The organism is Bradyrhizobium sp. Leo114, assembly GCF_055229415.2.
The window spans coordinates 148400-165267 of record NZ_JBUYEN020000020.1; the positions used below are offsets into that span (position 1 = coordinate 148400).

Annotated in this window: 14 protein-coding genes and 1 riboswitch; of the genes, 8 read left to right on the forward strand and 6 right to left on the reverse strand. The window is 65.4% G+C overall.

Annotated elements, in window-relative coordinates; all coding sequences use genetic code 11:
• Nucleotides 1-91 precede the first annotated feature (91 nt).
• The gene (locus ACZIRK_RS24410) at nucleotides 92-1384 is read left to right on the forward strand and encodes an MFS transporter (RefSeq protein WP_130227311.1); all 1293 of its coding nucleotides are present in this window, start codon (nucleotides 92-94) and stop codon (nucleotides 1382-1384) included.
• Between the two features lie 258 nt (nucleotides 1385-1642).
• Complete coding sequence (locus ACZIRK_RS24415) at nucleotides 1643-2155, forward strand: DUF992 domain-containing protein (protein WP_283813281.1); 513 nt, start codon at nucleotides 1643-1645, stop codon at nucleotides 2153-2155.
• A gap of 195 nt (nucleotides 2156-2350) precedes the next feature.
• Here the strand turns inward: ACZIRK_RS24415 and ACZIRK_RS24420 are convergent, their stop codons facing one another.
• Entirely contained in the window at nucleotides 2351-4069 is a 1719-nt protein-coding gene (locus ACZIRK_RS24420; RefSeq protein WP_130227310.1) for an N-acyl-D-amino-acid deacylase family protein, read from the reverse strand.
• Nucleotides 4070-4199: 130 nt separating this feature from the next.
• Entirely contained in the window at nucleotides 4200-4394 is a 195-nt protein-coding gene (locus tag ACZIRK_RS24425; RefSeq protein WP_028167238.1) for a hypothetical protein, read from the reverse strand.
• Nucleotides 4395-4601: 207 nt separating this feature from the next.
• Between ACZIRK_RS24425 and ACZIRK_RS24430 the strand changes: the two genes are divergently transcribed.
• The gene (locus ACZIRK_RS24430) at nucleotides 4602-4769 is read left to right on the forward strand and encodes a hypothetical protein (protein ID WP_463328234.1); all 168 of its coding nucleotides are present in this window, start codon (nucleotides 4602-4604) and stop codon (nucleotides 4767-4769) included.
• Between the two features lie 11 nt (nucleotides 4770-4780).
• Here the strand turns inward: ACZIRK_RS24430 and ACZIRK_RS24435 are convergent, their stop codons facing one another.
• Nucleotides 4781-6004, reverse strand: coding sequence for an MFS transporter (locus ACZIRK_RS24435; RefSeq protein WP_130227309.1), 1224 nt, complete (start codon nucleotides 6002-6004; stop codon nucleotides 4781-4783).
• Nucleotides 6005-6176: 172 nt separating this feature from the next.
• On the opposite strand from ACZIRK_RS24435, the gene ACZIRK_RS24440 reads away from it, so the two are divergent.
• Nucleotides 6177-7475, forward strand: a complete 1299-nt coding sequence (locus ACZIRK_RS24440) for an ATP-grasp domain-containing protein (RefSeq protein ID WP_130227308.1) — start codon at nucleotides 6177-6179, stop codon at nucleotides 7473-7475.
• On the opposite strand, the gene ACZIRK_RS24445 is transcribed toward ACZIRK_RS24440, so the two are convergent.
• Nucleotides 7448-7609 (reverse strand): hypothetical protein, encoded by a 162-nt coding sequence (locus tag ACZIRK_RS24445; RefSeq protein WP_165435317.1) that lies wholly within the window; start codon nucleotides 7607-7609, stop codon nucleotides 7448-7450. The two genes, ACZIRK_RS24440 and ACZIRK_RS24445, sit on opposite strands and share 28 nt — an antisense overlap.
• Nucleotides 7610-7693: 84 nt before the next feature.
• Nucleotides 7694-9958: a TonB-dependent receptor gene (locus ACZIRK_RS24450; protein WP_463328235.1), complete on the reverse strand. Its 2265-nt coding sequence runs from the start codon at nucleotides 9956-9958 to the stop codon at nucleotides 7694-7696.
• A gap of 112 nt (nucleotides 9959-10070) precedes the next feature.
• Nucleotides 10071-10268: riboswitch (cobalamin riboswitch) on the reverse strand.
• Between the two features lie 182 nt (nucleotides 10269-10450).
• On the opposite strand from ACZIRK_RS24450, the gene ACZIRK_RS24455 reads away from it, so the two are divergent.
• The 4 genes from ACZIRK_RS24455 (at nucleotide 10451) to ACZIRK_RS24470 (ending at nucleotide 14086) form a co-directional block, all read left to right on the forward strand.
• Nucleotides 10451-11425, forward strand: coding sequence for a FecCD family ABC transporter permease (locus ACZIRK_RS24455; RefSeq protein WP_433994562.1), 975 nt, complete (start codon nucleotides 10451-10453; stop codon nucleotides 11423-11425).
• A complete protein-coding gene (locus tag ACZIRK_RS24460; protein ID WP_463328236.1) occupies nucleotides 11422-12195 on the forward strand; it encodes an ABC transporter ATP-binding protein in 774 nt (257 codons plus the stop codon). The genes ACZIRK_RS24455 and ACZIRK_RS24460 overlap by 4 nt, the downstream gene beginning before the upstream one ends.
• Nucleotides 12195-13025 (forward strand): ABC transporter substrate-binding protein, encoded by an 831-nt coding sequence (locus tag ACZIRK_RS24465; protein ID WP_130231281.1) that lies wholly within the window; start codon nucleotides 12195-12197, stop codon nucleotides 13023-13025. The genes ACZIRK_RS24460 and ACZIRK_RS24465 overlap by 1 nt, the downstream gene beginning before the upstream one ends.
• Nucleotides 13026-13411: 386 nt before the next feature.
• The gene (locus tag ACZIRK_RS24470; protein WP_130231279.1) at nucleotides 13412-14086 is read left to right on the forward strand and encodes a DUF938 domain-containing protein; all 675 of its coding nucleotides are present in this window, start codon (nucleotides 13412-13414) and stop codon (nucleotides 14084-14086) included.
• A 126-nt stretch (nucleotides 14087-14212) separates the two neighbouring features.
• Here ACZIRK_RS24470 and ACZIRK_RS24475 read toward each other — a convergent pair whose 3' ends face one another.
• Nucleotides 14213-16282, reverse strand: a complete 2070-nt coding sequence (locus ACZIRK_RS24475; RefSeq protein WP_130231277.1) for a prolyl oligopeptidase family serine peptidase — start codon at nucleotides 16280-16282, stop codon at nucleotides 14213-14215.
• Nucleotides 16283-16868: the final 586 nt, after the last annotated feature.

Below are 16868 nucleotides of genomic sequence, written 5' to 3' on the forward strand. Positions count from 1 at the left end.
AGGAAACCCAAGGCTAGCATGGGGCACAACCTGGCCGACAGAGCCGAACAACCGAGCCGAGCAAGCGAGAAAACCACGGGGAGAACCAAGCATGACCGCACAGCCGACGCCGAAAGGCGCCTGGAAGATCACCTTCCTCCTGTTCCTGTTCATGCTGGTGAACTTCGCGGATAAGATCGTGGTCGGCCTCGCCGGCGTGCCGATCATGACCGAACTGAAACTCGATCCGGAGCAGTTCGGCCTGCTCGGCTCCTCCTTCTTCTTCCTCTTCTCGATCTCGGCCATCGTGGTCGGCTTCATCGTCAACCGCGTCGAGACCCGCTGGGTGCTGCTGGTGCTGGCGCTGATCTGGGCGCTGGCGCAGTTCCCGATGGTCGGCACCGTCGGCTTCGCCACGCTTCTGATCTGCCGCATCATCCTCGGTGCGGGCGAGGGGCCCGCGGCGTCGGTGGCGGCGCATGCCATCTTCAAATGGTTCCCCGACGAGAAGCGAACCTTGCCGATTGCGATCCTGTCGCAGGGCTCGGCGTTCGGCGTGATCCTGGCGGTCCCGGCGCTGAACTGGATCATCGTCAATCACGACTGGCACTATGCGTTCGGCGCCCTCGGGATCGTCGGGCTGATGTGGGTGGTGGCGTGGGCGATCCTCGGCAAGGAAGGCCCGCTGGTGGAGAGCGCGGCGACGGCGGCCAGCGAGCAGCGCATTCCCTATTCGCGGCTTCTCACCTCGCGGACCTTCGTCGGCTGCGTTGCCGCCACCTTCGGCGCGTACTGGGCGCTATCGCTTGGGCTCACCTGGTTCACGCCCTTCATCGTCAAGGGACTCGGCTATTCGCAGCATCAGGCCGGCTTCGTTTCGATCCTGCCATGGGTGTTCGGCGCCGTCGTCGTCATGCTCACGGGCTGGGTTTCGCAGTCGTTGCTGGCGCGCGGTTTCACCACCCGCGGCGCGCGCGGCGTGCTCGGCTCGGTGCCGCTGATCGTCGGCGGCATCATCATGGCCATCATGCCCCATGTCGCGCCGGGCGGAATGACGATCGCGCTGCTCGTCTTCGGCTCCGGTCTCTGCGGGTCGATCTATGTGGTCTGTGCACCGATGATCGGCGAGTTCACCCCGGTGTCGCAGCGCGGCGCCGTGATCTCGATCTATGGCGCGCTCTACACGCTTGCCGGCGTCGTGGCGCCGGCGGTCATGGGCAGCGTGATCCAGCACGCGGGGAATCTGTTCGACGGCTACATGACCGGCTTCACCATCAACGCCGCGATCATGATCACATCCGGATTGCTCGGCCTGCTCTTGCTCTGGCCCAACACCGAACGCGCAAGGCTGCGCGGCGAAGTGGTGCCCTCAAGCGAATTGAAGAGCGCGGTATCCCCGACATAGTTTCGGTGTAGTGAGGCTAACACAGCATCCGCACACTCGAACCGCCTCTCCCACAAGGGGAGAGGCGGGAGCGCGCAGCGCCGTTCTCGCGCTTTCTTCGCGCCGTTTTCGTGGGGCAGGCAAAGCGACTTGTCCGCCGTAACTCGAACAGCGAAGGCAAAGTCAGCATCATCACCCGATTGTGGATGTCTGCCGAGGTTTCCCCGAGTTACAAGCGAGCGTTGAAATGTCAGATGGAGTGTCGCAGTGAACAAGAAAGTGATATTCAGAACGCTGAATGGCCTTGCAATCGGGGGAGCCTTGGCACTCGGGTTGGTAGCCGTTCCGGCTACGGCTCAGCAACCGGGGCGAGTGAGGGTCGGAACGCTTTCCTGCAATATCGCCCCTAGCGTCGGCATGGTTATCGGGGGACAGCAGCAACTGAGCTGCATCTATGCATCTGCACGAGGCAGGACGCGTGACGCCTACCAGGGCACTATCAGCACGTTTGGGCTGGACATCGGTGCAACGTCCGGCGGTCAACTTGCGTGGGCCGTCTTTGCGCCGACCACGCTGCGCCGGGGAGCGCTGGCAGGAAGCTATGGTGGCGCCACCGTCGACGGTACGATTGGCGTCGGACTGGGGGCCAATGTCCTGGTCGGAGGTTCAGACCGCACTGTCAGCTTGCAGCCGGTGTCGGTCGAGGCCCAGACCGGTCTGAATGTCGCGGCGGGTATATCCAACATGGAGCTACGGCCGGCCGCGCCGCCCGCACGTCGAAGACCCTCATGAGCCAACCATAGTCGGCGCTGCCAAAGTTCTGCGGCAGTGTGCCTGATCGGGTAAGCAATATTTCGTCCTTGTAGGGTGGGCAAAGCGACTTGTCCGCCGTAGCTCGAACAGCGAAAGCGTGCCCACCATCGCGAGCACAGCGCGTGATGGTGGGCACGTCGCTGCGCTCCTTGCCCACTCTACGCCGCTACGCACCTAATGCATCGCCTGCGTACCGCGAATAAGCCGGCCTGGCCTTGCGCCGGTGGCCGCGCCGCCGCGCTGCGTCACTACGCCGGAGACGATCGTCGCGTCATAGCCGTCGACCTGCTGCAACAATCGGCGGCCGCCTACGGGGAGATCGTAATGCACCTTTGGCGGATGCAGATGCAGCCGGTCGTAATCGATCACGTTGACGTCGGCTTTGTAGCCGGGCGCGATCAGGCCGCGATCGGCGAGGCCGACCGAGAGCGCGGTCTTGCGCGATTGCACCGCGATCACGAAGGGGATCGAGAGCTTCTCGCCGCGGGTGCGGTCGCGGGTCCAGTGCGTCAGCAGATAAGTCGGGAAAGAGGCATCGCAGATGATGCCGCAATGCGCACCGCCGTCGGAGAGGCCGGGCACCGAATTCGGGTCCAGCAGCATCTCGCGGGTCGCGTCGAGATTGCCGTCGGAATAGTTGAGGAACGGCACGTAGAGCATGCCGCGGCCCTCGTCGGTCAGCATCGCGTCATAGGCGAGTTCTTCCGGGCGTTTGCCGAGCCGGCGCGCCTGCGCGCCCAGCGTGTTCTCCGGCGGCTGCTCGTAGTCGGGCGGATTTCCGAGCAGATACATCTTGTCGTAGTTCGGCCGGAAGAACAGCGGATCGTCGGTGTCGCTGGCATTCTCGGCGAGGATCGCGGCGCGCACTTCAGGTTGGCGCAACCGCGCCACCCGCTCCTTGAGCGGCAGGTGCGCGATCGCCTTGTAGCTCGCATGGGTCTGGAACGGGTTGCGCGACAATTCAAGCCCGAGCATCAGCCCGACCGGACGCGCGGCGATCTGCGCGGTGATCGACAGCCCGCGGCGGCTTGCCTCGTTGATGGTGTCGAGCGTCTGGCGCCAGCGCCGCGGCGACTTGTCGTTCTGGGTGATCGAGAACGAGATCGGGCATTTCGTGTTCTCCGCCACCCGCAGCATCATCGGCAGGTCTTCGTGGACGGTGGAGAGATCGAGCACGAATTGCAGCACGCTGCGGCCGACGCCATGCATCGCGCCGGCGATCGCGGTCAATTCGTCCTCGCCCGCCTTCAAGGTCGGCGTGAAGTCGCCGGTCGAGGTGCGGTGGTTGAGGGTGCGCGAGGTGGAGAAGCCGAGTGCGCCGGCGCGTACCGCGTCGCCCGCCAGCGCCGCCATCTGCCTGTTATCCTCCACCGTGGAAGGATCGCGCCGCGCGCCGCGTTCGCCCATCACATAGACACGCAGCGCCGCATGCGGCAGTTGCGCGCCGATGTCGACGTCGAAGCTGCGCTTCGACAGCCAGTTCATGTAGTCGGGAAAGCTCTCCCATTCCCAGGGAATGCCGGCGCTCAGGACCGGCTCGGGAATGTCCTCGACGCCTTCCATGAGCTGGATCAGCCTGGTGTGGTCGCTGGGCCGGCACGGCGCAAAGCCGACGCCGCAATTGCCCATGATCGCCGTGGTGACGCCGTTCTGCGAGGAGGGCGTGATGTCCTGGCTCCAGGTCACCTGGCCATCATAGTGGGTGTGAACATCGACGAAGCCTGGCGCCACCAGCTTGCCGCGGGCGTCGATCTCCTCCTTGCCTTTGCTCGCGACCTTGCCGACCTCGGTGATCTTGCCGTCCGTGATCGCCACATCGGCTTCATAGAGGTCCCCGCCGCTGCCGTCCGCAATGGTGCCGCCGCGGATCACGATATCAGGCGCTGAGGTCATGGCGCTTCATCCCGATTTGTTGTTGTTGCCGCGCATCATGGATCGCCCTCCGAGGCTGTCAACCGGCAGTGGTGGGGCTCTGCAATGCGCTATGGCGCCGCAACCTGGAAATATGCGGTGACGTCAAAGCCTAGTCCATGTCGCGGAAAGCGTGACCGTTGGTTTCGATCCTTTTCACAAGATCTGGCGGCAATTCGGCTTGTGCCGCCGTGCCGTCAAATGCCCATTGCTTGGGATCGGCCAGATCAGGAAGACCGGCCCCTTTGCGCACATAAAGGCCTAACGTCGGCTTTTGCGGATTAATATAGAGATCGTACTCCTGCATTGAGATGTCTCCTCTTCTGTTGCCAGCTCAGGATCGCATCAAGCCGCGTTGGCTCGCCTCCCTGTCAGATTATCGCGATCGGTTACAGCCGTAAGCATTTAGTTCGAGGCAGTGATCGGACCGTAACAGGCGCACCGCAGAGTCCCCTCGTATCACTGCGGAGACCTCTCGTGACCGCGACCACCATAGCCAACGAGCGCGCTTTCCATGCAGCCAGCCGAGGCCGGCGATCACGCTATCGGCGCCACGCGCGTGCCGACACGTCGAGACCGGAGCGTTCGCGCGCTTCAGACCATCTATCTCGGTATCGCCTGTTATGTCGGCCTGAACGATTGCGCGGATCGTCTGGAAGCAATCGCCCGCGAGGACACCTGAAAAATAGGTCGTCAGGCCGCGGCGCGCGCTTCCGATCCCTGCGGCTTGCGGTCGGTGACGAGCGCGAGCAGCACCGTCAGCACCATGAACGCGGCGGACGCGCCGAACACCCAATGCGGCAGGTTGTGGTCCATGATCCAGCCGAACAGCAGCGGGCTTGCGATGCCGCCGAAGTTGAAACCGGTGGAGACGATGCCGAAGGCGCGGCCAGCCGCACCGGGAGGCGCCGCGTTGCGCACCAGCATGTCCCGCGAGGGCGTGATCACGCCGCCGAGGAAGCCGGCCAGGCCGAGCGCTGCGGTCAGCACTGCCGATGGCGGGTTGACCAGCGCTATCAGCAGCACGATCGCGGCATTGACCACAAAGCAGGCCGCCGCCACCTGGCTATGACGGTGGGTGCGGTCGGCGAGATAGCCTCCGGCGAGCACGCCCGCCGCGCTGGCGCCGAGGAACGCGGTCAGCGCGATATTGGCCGACGAGAACGACACGCCATAGCCGCCCATCAGCGCCACCACGCCGAAATTATTGATCCCCGCGCTCGACAGGCTGAGCAGCGTGAAGAACACGGTCAGCACCATGATCGCCGGCGTCATCACGCTGGTTTTCACCTTCTCACTGCCCTCGGGCCTGTCCTTCGCGGCGCCCGCGTCGGGGATGCCCATGACGACGAGCAATAGCGCCACCAGCGGGCCGATAGCGCCGGCCACCATCAGCGCGCCGAGCCCGCCGATTGCCGCGACCAGCGCCGCCATGATCGCCGGCGCCACCGCGCCGCCGAGGAAGCCGGCAAAGGTATGGACCGAGAACGCCCGGCCCATCCGCGCCTCGTCCATATGCGCCGACAGGATCGCGTAGTTGGCAGGGTGATAGACGCTGTTGGCGAGCCCGAGCGCGATCGCGCTTGCGATCAGCGCCGGATAGCTCAAATGCGCACCGAGCCCGATCAGGGCAAGGCCGCCGAGGCAGAGACCGATCAGGAGAATTTTGCGCGCGCCGATATGGTCAGCGAGATAGCCGATCGGCGCCTGCGTCAGGCCGGAGACCAGCGCGAATACGGTCAGCGCGAAGCCGAGCTCGATATAGCCGACACCGAGCCGCTCTTTCAGGAACGGGAACAGCATCGGCAGCACGAAGATATGGAAATGGCTAACCCAATGGGCGATCGAAATCCCCGTCAGCGTGCGCACCGCGCTATCGGTCTTCAATTGCTGCAGTGCGGCGAGAACATCAGCCATATCCGTGAGAAGCCCCTAAATGTGACGCCCGGCGGGGCTTGTCTCGAAAATATCGGCTGAGCGTTATTTGTCCATGAAGGCCACTGCATGGCTGCCCCGGCGAACCGCGACCGAGCGACATGCGGCATTAAAGCGGCAAGACAAGCAACTCGCATTGCAGCAATGATCTGGCATGACCGATCCGGCAACAAAGCTGCGCGTCCTGATCCCCGAGGGGGCGAGCACCTCGGCGCGCGAGGCGATCACGATCCTCGGCCTTGCCGGGCACCATGTCGAAGTCTGCGATCCCTCGCCCTGGTGCCTGTCGCGCTATTCGCGCTTCGTGCGCAAATTCCATCGCTGTCCGGGGTTGCGCCACGATCCCGAGGGATTCCTCGGCTTCATCGAGCGGCTGCTGGAGGCGCCGTTCGACGTGCTGCTGCCGACCCATGAGCAGGGCTTTCTGTTCGCGCGCGCCGAGGCGCGGCTGAAGGGCCGCGTCGGCCTGGCGCTGCCGCGGTTTGGCAGCTACCGGATGGCGCACGGCAAGGCCGGCTTCAGCCGTCTGCTTGGCCAATTGGGCCTGCCGCAGCCGCCGACTCGGATCGTGACGTCGGAGAGCGAGCTGCGCGACGCCATCCGCTTTCCTTCCGTGATCAAGACCTCGGTCGGCACCGCGAGTCGCGGCATCTGGTTCGTGCGCGACGAAGCCGATTTCAACATCGCGCTGTACGAGCTCGGCGCGGCCGACACCTTCGCCGACGAGCTTCTGGTGCAGGATCTCGTCACCGGCACCACCGAAAAGGCGCAGTCGGTATTTTGCGAGGGCAGGCTGGTCGGTTTCCATGCCTATCGGCAGATCGCGCCCGGCGTCGGCGGCGGCGAGGCGATCAAGGAAAGCGTCAGCCGTCCGCAGGTGCGCGCCTATCTGGAAGCGATCGGGGGAGCGCTGGCTTGGCACGGCGCGCTGTCGGTCGACTACGTGATGCCGATCGACAGCCCCGTGCCGCTCCTGATCGACTGCAATCCGCGTTTGGTCGAGCCGCTCAATGCCTTCCGCGCCGGCACCGATCTGGTCGATCTCCTGCTGCGCGTATCGCTCGGCGAGACGCCACAACCCTTGCCTGAGAGTCGCGCCGGCGTGCGGACGCATTTGGCGATGCAGGCGCTGCTCGGCCACGCCTCCCGCGGCGGCACCAGGCGCGACATTCTGGTCGAGTGCGGCGATCTCTTGAAGACCTCGGGGCCCTACAACGCCAGCACCGAGGAGCTGACGCCGGTGCGGCTCGACTGGCTCAGCGCCGTGCCGCTGACGATGACGGTCGGCCTCACTCTGGTCTCGCCGAAACTGGCAAAGACGGTCGCCCGCGGCGGCTTCGGCGCGCATCTGCTCGATGTGAAGAGCATCCGCAAGATCGAGCGCGACGATTTCGCGGGACTGCATCAACCTGCAAATCTCGCGTCTCACAACGGTTCGTCGTCGGGGCCGTAGCGATCGCGCTTCGGTGTGGCGATGTCGCCGTCTTCGTAGTCGTCGTCCTCCTCGTGACGCGCAGGTGGAGGCGGCGGCCTTGGCTTGCCGCCTTCCTGCTTCGGAGGTTGGCTTCTCTTCCCGATCCCGCCCATGTCGATCTCCCGCCATCACGACATAATGGCTGATTCGGGCGGAACAAGCCGGTCCGCGCGTGGCTCGCGGACCGGCCGATCGCTTCAGAACGTGGCGCCGGCCTTCACCAGGAAAGTCCGACCCGGCAGCGGATAGGCGCTGAAGCGGCCGGGCGTGAAGTTCGAGGCAATGGCGTAGTCGTAATAGAGCGCATTCAGGACGTTGTTGACGCTGACCGACCAGAAGAAATGCTCATAGGCGCCGCTGAGCTTGAGGTCGATCGTCGCATCGCCCGGAATGCGCGTTTGCGTATTGGCCTGATCATTGTCCATGACGCGCGAGCTCCAGGCGCGCAGCGTGGCATCGAACACGAGATAGTTGTCCCAGACATTCCAGGTCACGCCGAGATTGCCGGTGTAGCGCGACACCAGCGGCACGTCGTTGCCGGCGAACTGTCCCTCGCGGAACACCGCGCGCGTGTAAGCCATGCCGCCGCGCAGCGACACGGTATCGCTGACGCGCAGCGAGGCCTGCGTCTCGGAGCCATAACGCCGGGTCGGATCGAGGTTGATGTTGTAGAACAGCACCGGATTGAAATGGATCTCGTTCTCGAGGTCCATGTTGTAGATGCTGGTTTGCACCTGGAAGCGGCCCGTCTTGACGCGGAAGCCGGCTTCGACGTCGTGCGAGGTCTGCGTCTTCAACTGGAAATTCTGCGGCAACGGGTTGAAGTCCGCATCGAACGCGGGTCCGGTGGACGTGCGCTCGTCGACATCGGGCGTGCGAAACGCGTGCGCGGCGCGGGCGAACACCGAGAACATTTCGGTGAAGCGATGCTCGACGCCGACATGCAGCGCGTAATTGGTCTCGCTCTGGTCGAGCGGCGTCGCCTGCGCGTCGAAGGCGAACGGCGCGTTCGGATCGTAGCGGTCGCGCGCGCTGAGCCAGGTGTTCTGCACCCGCGCGCCATAGGAGAAATCGGTGGTGGGCAAGAGGCCAACCGTGTGCTGCCAATAGCCGGCGAGCGACTGCTGCGACAGGTCGTAGGTATGGATCGGTGGCACGCCCCGGAACGCGCCGCGCTGCTGGTGGAACGTTGCATCGTAATAGTCGATGCCGGTCAGGATCGACGAGGGAATCCCGAAGATCGAATTGCTGATGCTCAGCCGCGGCGTGATCGACCAGGTCTGCAACGCGGCGTCATTGTAGGTGGATGCCGCGCTGATGAATGGCGAGGTGCCGAAGAACGCGCCTTGCGTGTCCTTCTGGCGGTAGCCGCCATCGACGATCAGGTCGACACCGTTCAGGAGCGTCTTGGTGAAGCCCGTCGTCGCGCTCGCGCCCTGCTGGTTGCCATAGTCGAACGGCGTGGCGGCGCCCTTGCGATCGGTGACGAGCTGATTGACGCCGATCGAAGGATCGACCAGCCTGCCGCCGGGAAAGCCCAGCTTCTGGTCGTCGCCGGTCACCGTCAGGAAGGCTTTCAGGTCCGGCGTCGTGTAGTTGAGATTGCCGACGCCGTTGCGCTGGTCGAGCGCATTGTTCACGCGGTAGCCGTCGGACTTGATGCCGTTGCCGTAGAACGACGCCGACCATGGTCCCGAATTCATCGCGATCGAGATCGCGGCCATGCGCTGGTTGAAGGAGCCATAGCCGGCTTCGCCGCGGATCGAGACCGGCGGGCCGCCGACACCGGTCTTGGTGACGATGTTGATCACGCCGCCTATCGCATTGTCGCCGTAGAGCACGGCGCCGCTGTTGCCGCGGGTGATCTCGACGCGCTCGATCGAATCGAGTGGGATGGTCGACAGATCCACCTGCGCCATGTCGATGTCGTTGAGCCGTCGCCCGTTGAGCAGGAACAGCGTGTTGGCGGTGGCGAACGCGCCGAAGCCGCGCAGGTCGACCGAGGTCTTGGCGCCGTTCACGCCGCCATAGAGCGATTGAAGCTGCACGCCGGGGGCCTGCGCGATGATCTCGGCCAGAACCTGGGTCGGCGAATGCGCGATGTCGTCGGCGGTGATCACGGTCGAGGACGTCCCGACAATGCCGGCAAATTGCGGGCCGCCGCCACCGCCACCGGATGAAGCTCCGCCAGCGGCGGCGCCGCCAGCGCCCGCGCCGCCGGCCGGCTGCGCGTTGGTCGGCACCTGGCCCGGCGCGGGACGCCGGGGACCTGGAGTGCCGTCGGAAGCGGGCTTGGCACGGGTGCGGTTGTGGTCGCCGGGCGCCCTGACCTCGACCGGCGGCAATTGCTCGGAGGGCGCTTCCTGCGCCTGCGCGGCGGAAACATACAAAGCGGGCGCCAGCATGCTCGACGCGAGCAGCAGCGCGCGGCGTTGCTTGGTGGCTGTGGTAGCAGAGAACATCGGCGAGACCTCGGTATGACGTCAGTGGCACGTCACAGCGAACCAAGGCTCACCATCGCGTTTCGCGCTTCAGGTGAAGCAAATGCCTGTACTCCCCGACCGACATCGTCGCGTGTGACCACGTATGACGGCAGGTCTCCTGGCTCGCGGGTCGTTACCCTTCGTCGCCTTCCCAGGACCGAGACTCCCAGTGGCATATGACGAAGGATTCACCGCATACAGTTGCGGGGGCAGCCGCGGCTTTACGGGAAGTTTCCCGGTACCGCATTCCCTTTTGATCCCGATAGGAACCGTCGGGGCCATCTAGGATTTCGGCGGCACGTGAGTCAATCCCGGCGAAACTGCGGCTCCCTGGCTCCCATACGTTTTTTTGTTCCGGTGTCGCTTGTCTGCCACCGAATTCGCTGCAAGAAGCAGGGCGCGATGAGTGCACAGGATTTCACGATAGCGGCGGGTCTGGCCGCGCGGCGGCGGTTGGGGGCGACCGTTGCAATGATTGCGTTGGTTGCCTTGCTGATGCTGATCTCGCTCGGCACCGGCCCGGTGCGGCTGTCGCCGCTGACGGTGATCGAGGCGCTGTTCGGTGGCGGCAGCGATGTCACGCAGGTGATCGTGCGCGAGATTCGCCTGCCGCGCACCATCCTGGCGTTTGCGATCGGCGCCATCCTCGGTCTGTCAGGCGCGGCGCTGCAAGGCCTGTTGCGCAATCCCTTAGCCTCGCCCTCGCTGTTCGGCGCGCCGCAATCGGCGGCGTTCGGTGCGGTGCTGGTGATCGCGCTGGGGTTGGCTGACGTCCGCTCCTATGCGCTGCCGGTCGCCGCCATCATCGCCGCATTCGGCTCGGTCTTCGTGCTGCTCGCGATCGCAGGCCGCAATGCGGGCCTCTTGATCCTGATCCTCGCCGGGCTTGCGATCTCGAGCCTTGCGGGCGCTGCGACGGCGCTGGTGATGAACCTCGCGAGCAATCCGTTCCTGGCGCTCGAGATCGCGTTCTGGCTGCTCGGCTCGCTGGAGGACCGCAGCTTCCAGCATGTCGCGCTGGCGCTGCCGTTCATCGTCGCCGGCGCGGCCATCCTGCTGTCGCAAGCCAGCGCCTTCCGCGCGCTCACGCTCGGCGAAGAGACCGCGCAAAGCCTCGGCGTCGATGTCGGCCGCCTGCGCCTGTTCGTGATCGCAGGCGTTGCGCTCGGCGTCGGTGGCGCGGTGGCGGTCACCGGCACCATCGGCTTCATCGGCCTGGTCGCGCCGCATCTGATGCGGCCCGTCATCGGCCACGATCCGGCGCGGCTGTTGGTGCCGAGCGCGCTTGCCGGCTCGGCGCTGTTGCTCGCGGCCGACATCGCGGTGCGCATCATCCCGTCGACGTCGGACATCAAGGTGGGCGTGTTGACCTCGATCATCGGCGTGCCGTTCTTCCTCTATCTCATCATGCGCGAGCGTCGCGCGCTCGGCGGAGGCGTCGCATGACGGCGCTTGTTGTAGAACACCTCAACGTCGTGCTCGCCGGCCGCCGCGTGCTCAACGATGTGTCGCTGCAACTCGCCTCCGGTCATCTCGTCGCGCTGGTCGGTCCGAACGGCGCCGGCAAAACCACGCTGCTGCGCGCGCTCGCCGGCCTCATTCCCTCCGACGGCGTCATCAAGGTGGGAGGCGAGGCGCTTGCCGCGCTGCCGCTGCGCGAACGGGCCAAGCGCTTCGGCTATCTTCCGCAAGGGCACATGGTGCATTGGCCGCTGCCGGCGCGCGACATCGTCGCGCTCGGCCGCTATCCGCATGGCGCGACCGATCCGGCGCGGCTGTCCCCGCGCGACACTGAGGCGGTGGTGCGGGCGATGCAGGCGGCCGATGTCATGGAGTTCGCGGAGCGGCGTGTCACCGAGCTTTCCGGCGGCGAGCGCAGCCGCGTTGCGCTGGCGCGCGTGTTCGCGGTGGAGGCGCCGATCATCCTGGCGGACGAGCCGACCGCCTCGCTCGATCCGCGCCACCAGATCGACGTCATGAAGGGTTTGCGTGCCGCAGCCGATCAGGGCGTGCTGGTGATCGTGGTGACGCACGACCTTGGCCTTGCCGCGCGCTTTGCCGACCATGCGCTGGTGCTGGCGCAGGGCCGCCTCGCATCGCAGGGCGCGCCGGCGGATGCGCTCTCGGAAACGGTCATGGCCGATGTGTTCCGCGTCAGCGCCTTCCGCGCCGAGCATCAGCGCGAGACGGTGATCGTGCCCTGGGCGGAGATCTGATGGGCCGGCTCGCGGCATGCCTTGCAGCGCTCGTCTTGTCCACCACTGTCGCGCATGCGGCGAGCCCGCCGCGGATCGTCTCGATGAATGTCTGCAGCGATCAATTGCTGCTCTCGCTCGCCGATCCCCAGCAGATCCTGGGCCTCAGCCGCTACTCCCGCGACGCCTGGCAATCCTTTGCCGCCGATCAGGCGCGCCGTTTCCCGATCCTTTCCGGCGGCGCGGAGGACGTGCTGGTGCTCAAGCCCGACATCGTCGTCGCCAGCCTGTTCGACAAGCGCGCAACGCGCGAGCTTCTGAAGGCAAACGGCCTCCATCTCGTCGAGTTCAGCGTGCCGCGCACGCTGGACGAGGTGAAGGACCAGATCCGCGAGATGGGCGAGATCGTGCAGCATCCGGACCGCGCGAAGGTCGCGATTGCAAGATTAGATGCCGCGATCGCCCGAGCGCGCCAGGCCGCGACCGGCAAGCACTATCGCGTGCTGCCGCTGGCGCGCCGCGGCTGGGTATCCGGCAGCGACAGTCTGGTCTCCTCGCTTCTGACCGAAGCCGGCCTGCTCAATCCCGCCGGCGACCTCGGCGTCGCTGCCGGCGGCTACGCCTCGCTGGAGGCGCTCGTGCAACTGAGGCCGGATTTCATCCTGGTGTCGGAGGCCGGCGACCGCGCCGAAGACAACGGTCGCGCCTTCCTGCTGCATCCGGCGCTGGAGCACTTCTACCCGCCAGCGAGGCGCATCGTGCTTCCCGAACGTCTCACCGTCTGCGGTGGCGTGATGCTCGCCGATGCGCTGGATGTGCTGACGAAGGAATTGCAACGCGTGGCACGATAGCTCGCAATGACGAAGTCGTAGCCCGGATGAAGCGAAGCGTAATCCGGGATTCGTGCCACTTGCTCCACCGTTCCCGGATTACGCTTCGCTGCTCCGGGCTACGGACTCTCCCCTCGTCATTCCGGGGCTCGCGTCAGCGAGAACCCGGAATCCATTTCTCCAGGGGCGCATGGGGCGCAATGGATTCCGGGCCTGCGCCTTCGGCGCATCCCGGAATGACGAGCGGAGAGATGGGGGCGCCCGCCCGGATTTCGCTGCGCTTCATCCGCGCTACCGACGTAACCATTATGACGGAGCCGCGCTCAAATCGCGCATTGCGACGACGCGCACGGAATAGCAGGATCGCTACGGTGTTGCGTTATGTACGATAGGAACAGGAGAGCATCGTGGCAGAGTTCGTGGTTGAATTCGGCAAAGACGGCGGGCGGGTCGAGGCCGACGGCCGGCTCGATGCGGCGGCCTTTCATCGCAACCATCAGCCGATCTGGGCGGTGCTGGAGAAATTCCTCGCAGGGCGTTCCGGCGACGTGCTGGAGGCCGGCAGCGGCACCGGCCAGCATGTCGTGTATTTCGCTGGACAGACCCCCGATATCACCTGGTGGCCGAGCGATCTCAACGACGCCCATCTGAAGAGCATCGCGGCCTGGCGCGCGTTCGCCGCCCTTCCGAATATCCGTCCGCCGCTGCGGATCGATCTCTCCGATCCAGCCTGGCCCGGTGCTGCGCCCGAGGGCGGCGAGCTGCCAAAGCTGCTCGCGGTGTTCTGCGCCAATGTGATCCACATCGCGCCCTGGTCCGTCACCGAGGGCCTGTTCGAAGGCGCCGCACGCCGCCTGCGCGACGACGGCCGGCTGTTCCTCTACGGCCCCTTCAAGCGCGACGGCAAGCACACCGCGCTCAGCAATGCCGTGTTCGACACGTCCTTGCGCAATCAGGATCCCGATTGGGGCGTGCGCGACATCGCCGACGTCGAGAAGCTGGCGGCGCGCGTCGGCCTGTCACTGGGCGCGACTATTGAAATGCCCGCGAACAACATGATCTTGGCCTTCGCGCGCGGCTGATTCCCGTTCGTCATTCCGGGGCACGCGAAGCGTGAACCCGGACTCCATTGCGCCACATAGCCAGGCGGAGAAATGGATTCCGGGCTCGATGCTGTCGCATCGCCCCGGAATGACGGCGGAGAATGATCACGCCTCACCATCCACCCACCCGATCTTCTCCCTCAGGAACCCAAGCCCCAGCGCCATGAAGGCGGCGCGTTCCTTGTTGTCCTTGCCATAGCCGTGGCCGCCTGCCGCGGGCTCGTAGAGATGGGCTTCATATCCCATTGCCTGCAGCTTGGCAGTCATCTTGCGGGCGTGGCCGGGATGCACGCGGTCGTCGCGGCGCGTGGTCGCGATCAGGATCGGTGGATATTTTTGGCCGGGCGTCGCCATGTGATAGGCGGAGTAGGTCTGCAGCCACGCCCATTCTTCAGGTTTGTCGGGATCGCCATATTCGGCGATCCAGCTCGCGCCGGCGAGCAGCTTGGTGTAGCGGCGCATGTCGATCAGCGGGATGGTGCAGAACAGCGCGCCGAAGCGTTCGGGGTAGCGCACCAGCATGTTGGTGATCAGGATGCCGCCGTTCGATCCGCCCTCGGCCGCGATCCGCCCGGGCCGCGTGACGCCGCGCTTCACCAGATCGGCGGCGACGGCGGCAAAGTCGTCATGCGCCAATCGCTTGCCTGCGTAGCGGCCGGCGTCGTGCCAGCTTGTGCCGAACTCGCCGCCGCCGCGGATATTGGCCTCCACGATGGTGCCGCCGCGCTCCAGCCACAGCTTGCCGAGCGCCGGGTTGTAATATGGCTTCATCGCCAGACCAAAGCCGCCATAGGCGGTCAGATGGACCGGCGCATCGCCGGTCTCCGTCGCCGGGCCGGTCTGCACATAGGGGATGCGTTCGCCATCGACGGAGATCGCCTCGTGCTGGGTCACCACGAGTCCATCCGCGCTGAACGTCCTCGGTGCCTGCTTCAGCACCGTGGGCGCCCCGACCTTCTCCATCAGCATCAGCGAAGATGGCGTCAGCGGGTCCTGCACATTGGCGAACAGGTCGCCCCTGCTTTCGGAAACATGGCTGTCGAGGCGCCAGACATCGACGACGCCGATCCCGGGCAGCCCTTCGAGCCGCGCGCGCGTCCAGCCGGCGGCCGATGGCATGCAGATCTCGAACACCGGCCGCAGTTCATCGAGGATCGATAGCACCAGCCGGCCCGCGGTCCAGAAGAAGCCTTGCAGCGCTCGCCGCGGCTCCGGCTCGAACACGACGGTGAAATCGCGGCTGCCCACGAGGAAGGCCGACAACGACACGCCGAGCACGGTATCGGGCGCATAGGTCTTGCCACCGACCGTCCACGGCTCGCGCAGCTTGACGACGAACCAGTCCTGATCGGCGAGCAGCCAGATGCTGGTGGGCAGATCGAGCTTCGTCTTCGCGCCCGTCTCGTCGCCGAGCCAGGCGCTCAAGTTGAAGAAATCGAGCCGATCGACGAACCAAACCCGTGGGACCGGTCCGGAATCATCGACCTGAGCGGACGCGCTCATATGATCCGCCGGCACGTCGAACACGACAGGCGCGCGCTCCACGACCTCGCCGCGGCGCCACAGCCTGACGGTCCGCGCATAGCCCGAATGGGTCGCCATGCCCTCGCCATAGGCGCTCGACAGCAGCAGCGTATCGTCGTCGACCCAATCGACGCCGCCCTTGGCCTCGGGCAGCACGAAGCCGTCGGCGACGAAGCGCTTCGCCTCCATGTCGAACTCGCGCAGCGTCACCGCATCGCTGCCGCCGCGCGACAGGCTGAGCATCGCGCGCCGATCATTTCCCGGCCGCATCGACGTCCAGTTCAGAAGCCAATCCTCGCCTTCGTCGGCGGCAAGCTGGTCGACGTCCAGCAGGATTTCCCAGTCGGGATCGGCTTTGCGGAATTCGTCAAGCGTCGTGCGCCGCCACAAGCCGCGCGGATTCTGCGCATCCTTCCAGAGATTGTAGAGCAGCCCGCCGCGCCTGGTGACATAGGGAATGTTGTCCGGCCGGTCGAAGATCGCGGCAAGTGTGTCGCGATCGGCGGCAAATGATGCGCCGGCAAATTTCTCCAGCGTGAGCCGGCTCTGCCCCTCCACGAATTCCAGCGCCCGCGCGCCCTCGATCTCCTCCAGCCAAAGATAGGGATCGTCATCGGGAGCAGCGATCGTAGGCCTGTCGTCGATGGTCATCGCGAGAACTCCAAGGGCGGACACAGCTATCGATGTAGGCACTCGCACCTGCGCTGTCCAATAGCGCCCCGCACACCACCGTCATTCCGGGGCGCGCGTAGCGCGAGCCCGGAATCCATTGCGCGGCATACTCAGCGGCTGGATGGATTCCGGGCTCGATGCTTCGCATCGCCCCGGAATGACGGGGGGAGAAAAATTCACCAGCGATTCCAGAGTGATTTGCCCTGTCCACTCGTCGCACAAAAAACATTCGGCTTTCGCCGTCGGGCAAATCAGTGATTTAACTCCGCGCGTCTCACCCGAGATGAGGGGCGGGTCGCGATCGTCACGAACGTTGCGGTGAGATGCGGTGGACGAGGATGTCACGACTGACGAGCGTGGCATTCACGGACGGCGAAGTCGTGTGGTCCTGGCGCCCCGACGCTGGCGCTAAGTCCTGGGGGATGGAAACATCCCTAGGGGTGACGGTGGCAAGAAAGCCCGGTCACCGGCTATCTAATGCACACATCTTTGTTGCGAAGATCGGCGAAGACTGATTCCCTGGCGGGAGGCGGTCTTGTGGAGAGCGGTCGTATGTCGATGGAGG

Coding starts and splice junctions, on each gene's coding strand:
- ACZIRK_RS24410 (WP_130227311.1), top strand. CDS start 92: ATGACCGCACAGCCGACGCCGAAAGGCGCCTGGAAGATCACCTTCCTC.
- ACZIRK_RS24420 (WP_130227310.1), bottom strand. CDS start 4,069: ATGACCTCAGCGCCTGATATCGTGATCCGCGGCGGCACCATTGCGGAC.
- ACZIRK_RS24425 (WP_028167238.1), bottom strand. CDS start 4,394: ATGCAGGAGTACGATCTCTATATTAATCCGCAAAAGCCGACGTTAGGC.
- ACZIRK_RS24430 (WP_463328234.1), top strand. CDS start 4,602: ATGCAGCCAGCCGAGGCCGGCGATCACGCTATCGGCGCCACGCGCGTG.
- ACZIRK_RS24435 (WP_130227309.1), bottom strand. CDS start 6,004: ATGGCTGATGTTCTCGCCGCACTGCAGCAATTGAAGACCGATAGCGCG.
- ACZIRK_RS24440 (WP_130227308.1), top strand. CDS start 6,177: ATGACCGATCCGGCAACAAAGCTGCGCGTCCTGATCCCCGAGGGGGCG.
- ACZIRK_RS24445 (WP_165435317.1), bottom strand. CDS start 7,609: ATGGGCGGGATCGGGAAGAGAAGCCAACCTCCGAAGCAGGAAGGCGGC.
- ACZIRK_RS24450 (WP_463328235.1), bottom strand. CDS start 9,958: ATGTTCTCTGCTACCACAGCCACCAAGCAACGCCGCGCGCTGCTGCTC.
- ACZIRK_RS24455 (WP_433994562.1), top strand. CDS start 10,451: ATGATTGCGTTGGTTGCCTTGCTGATGCTGATCTCGCTCGGCACCGGC.
- ACZIRK_RS24460 (WP_463328236.1), top strand. CDS start 11,422: ATGACGGCGCTTGTTGTAGAACACCTCAACGTCGTGCTCGCCGGCCGC.
- ACZIRK_RS24465 (WP_130231281.1), top strand. CDS start 12,195: ATGGGCCGGCTCGCGGCATGCCTTGCAGCGCTCGTCTTGTCCACCACT.
- ACZIRK_RS24475 (WP_130231277.1), bottom strand. CDS start 16,282: ATGACCATCGACGACAGGCCTACGATCGCTGCTCCCGATGACGATCCC.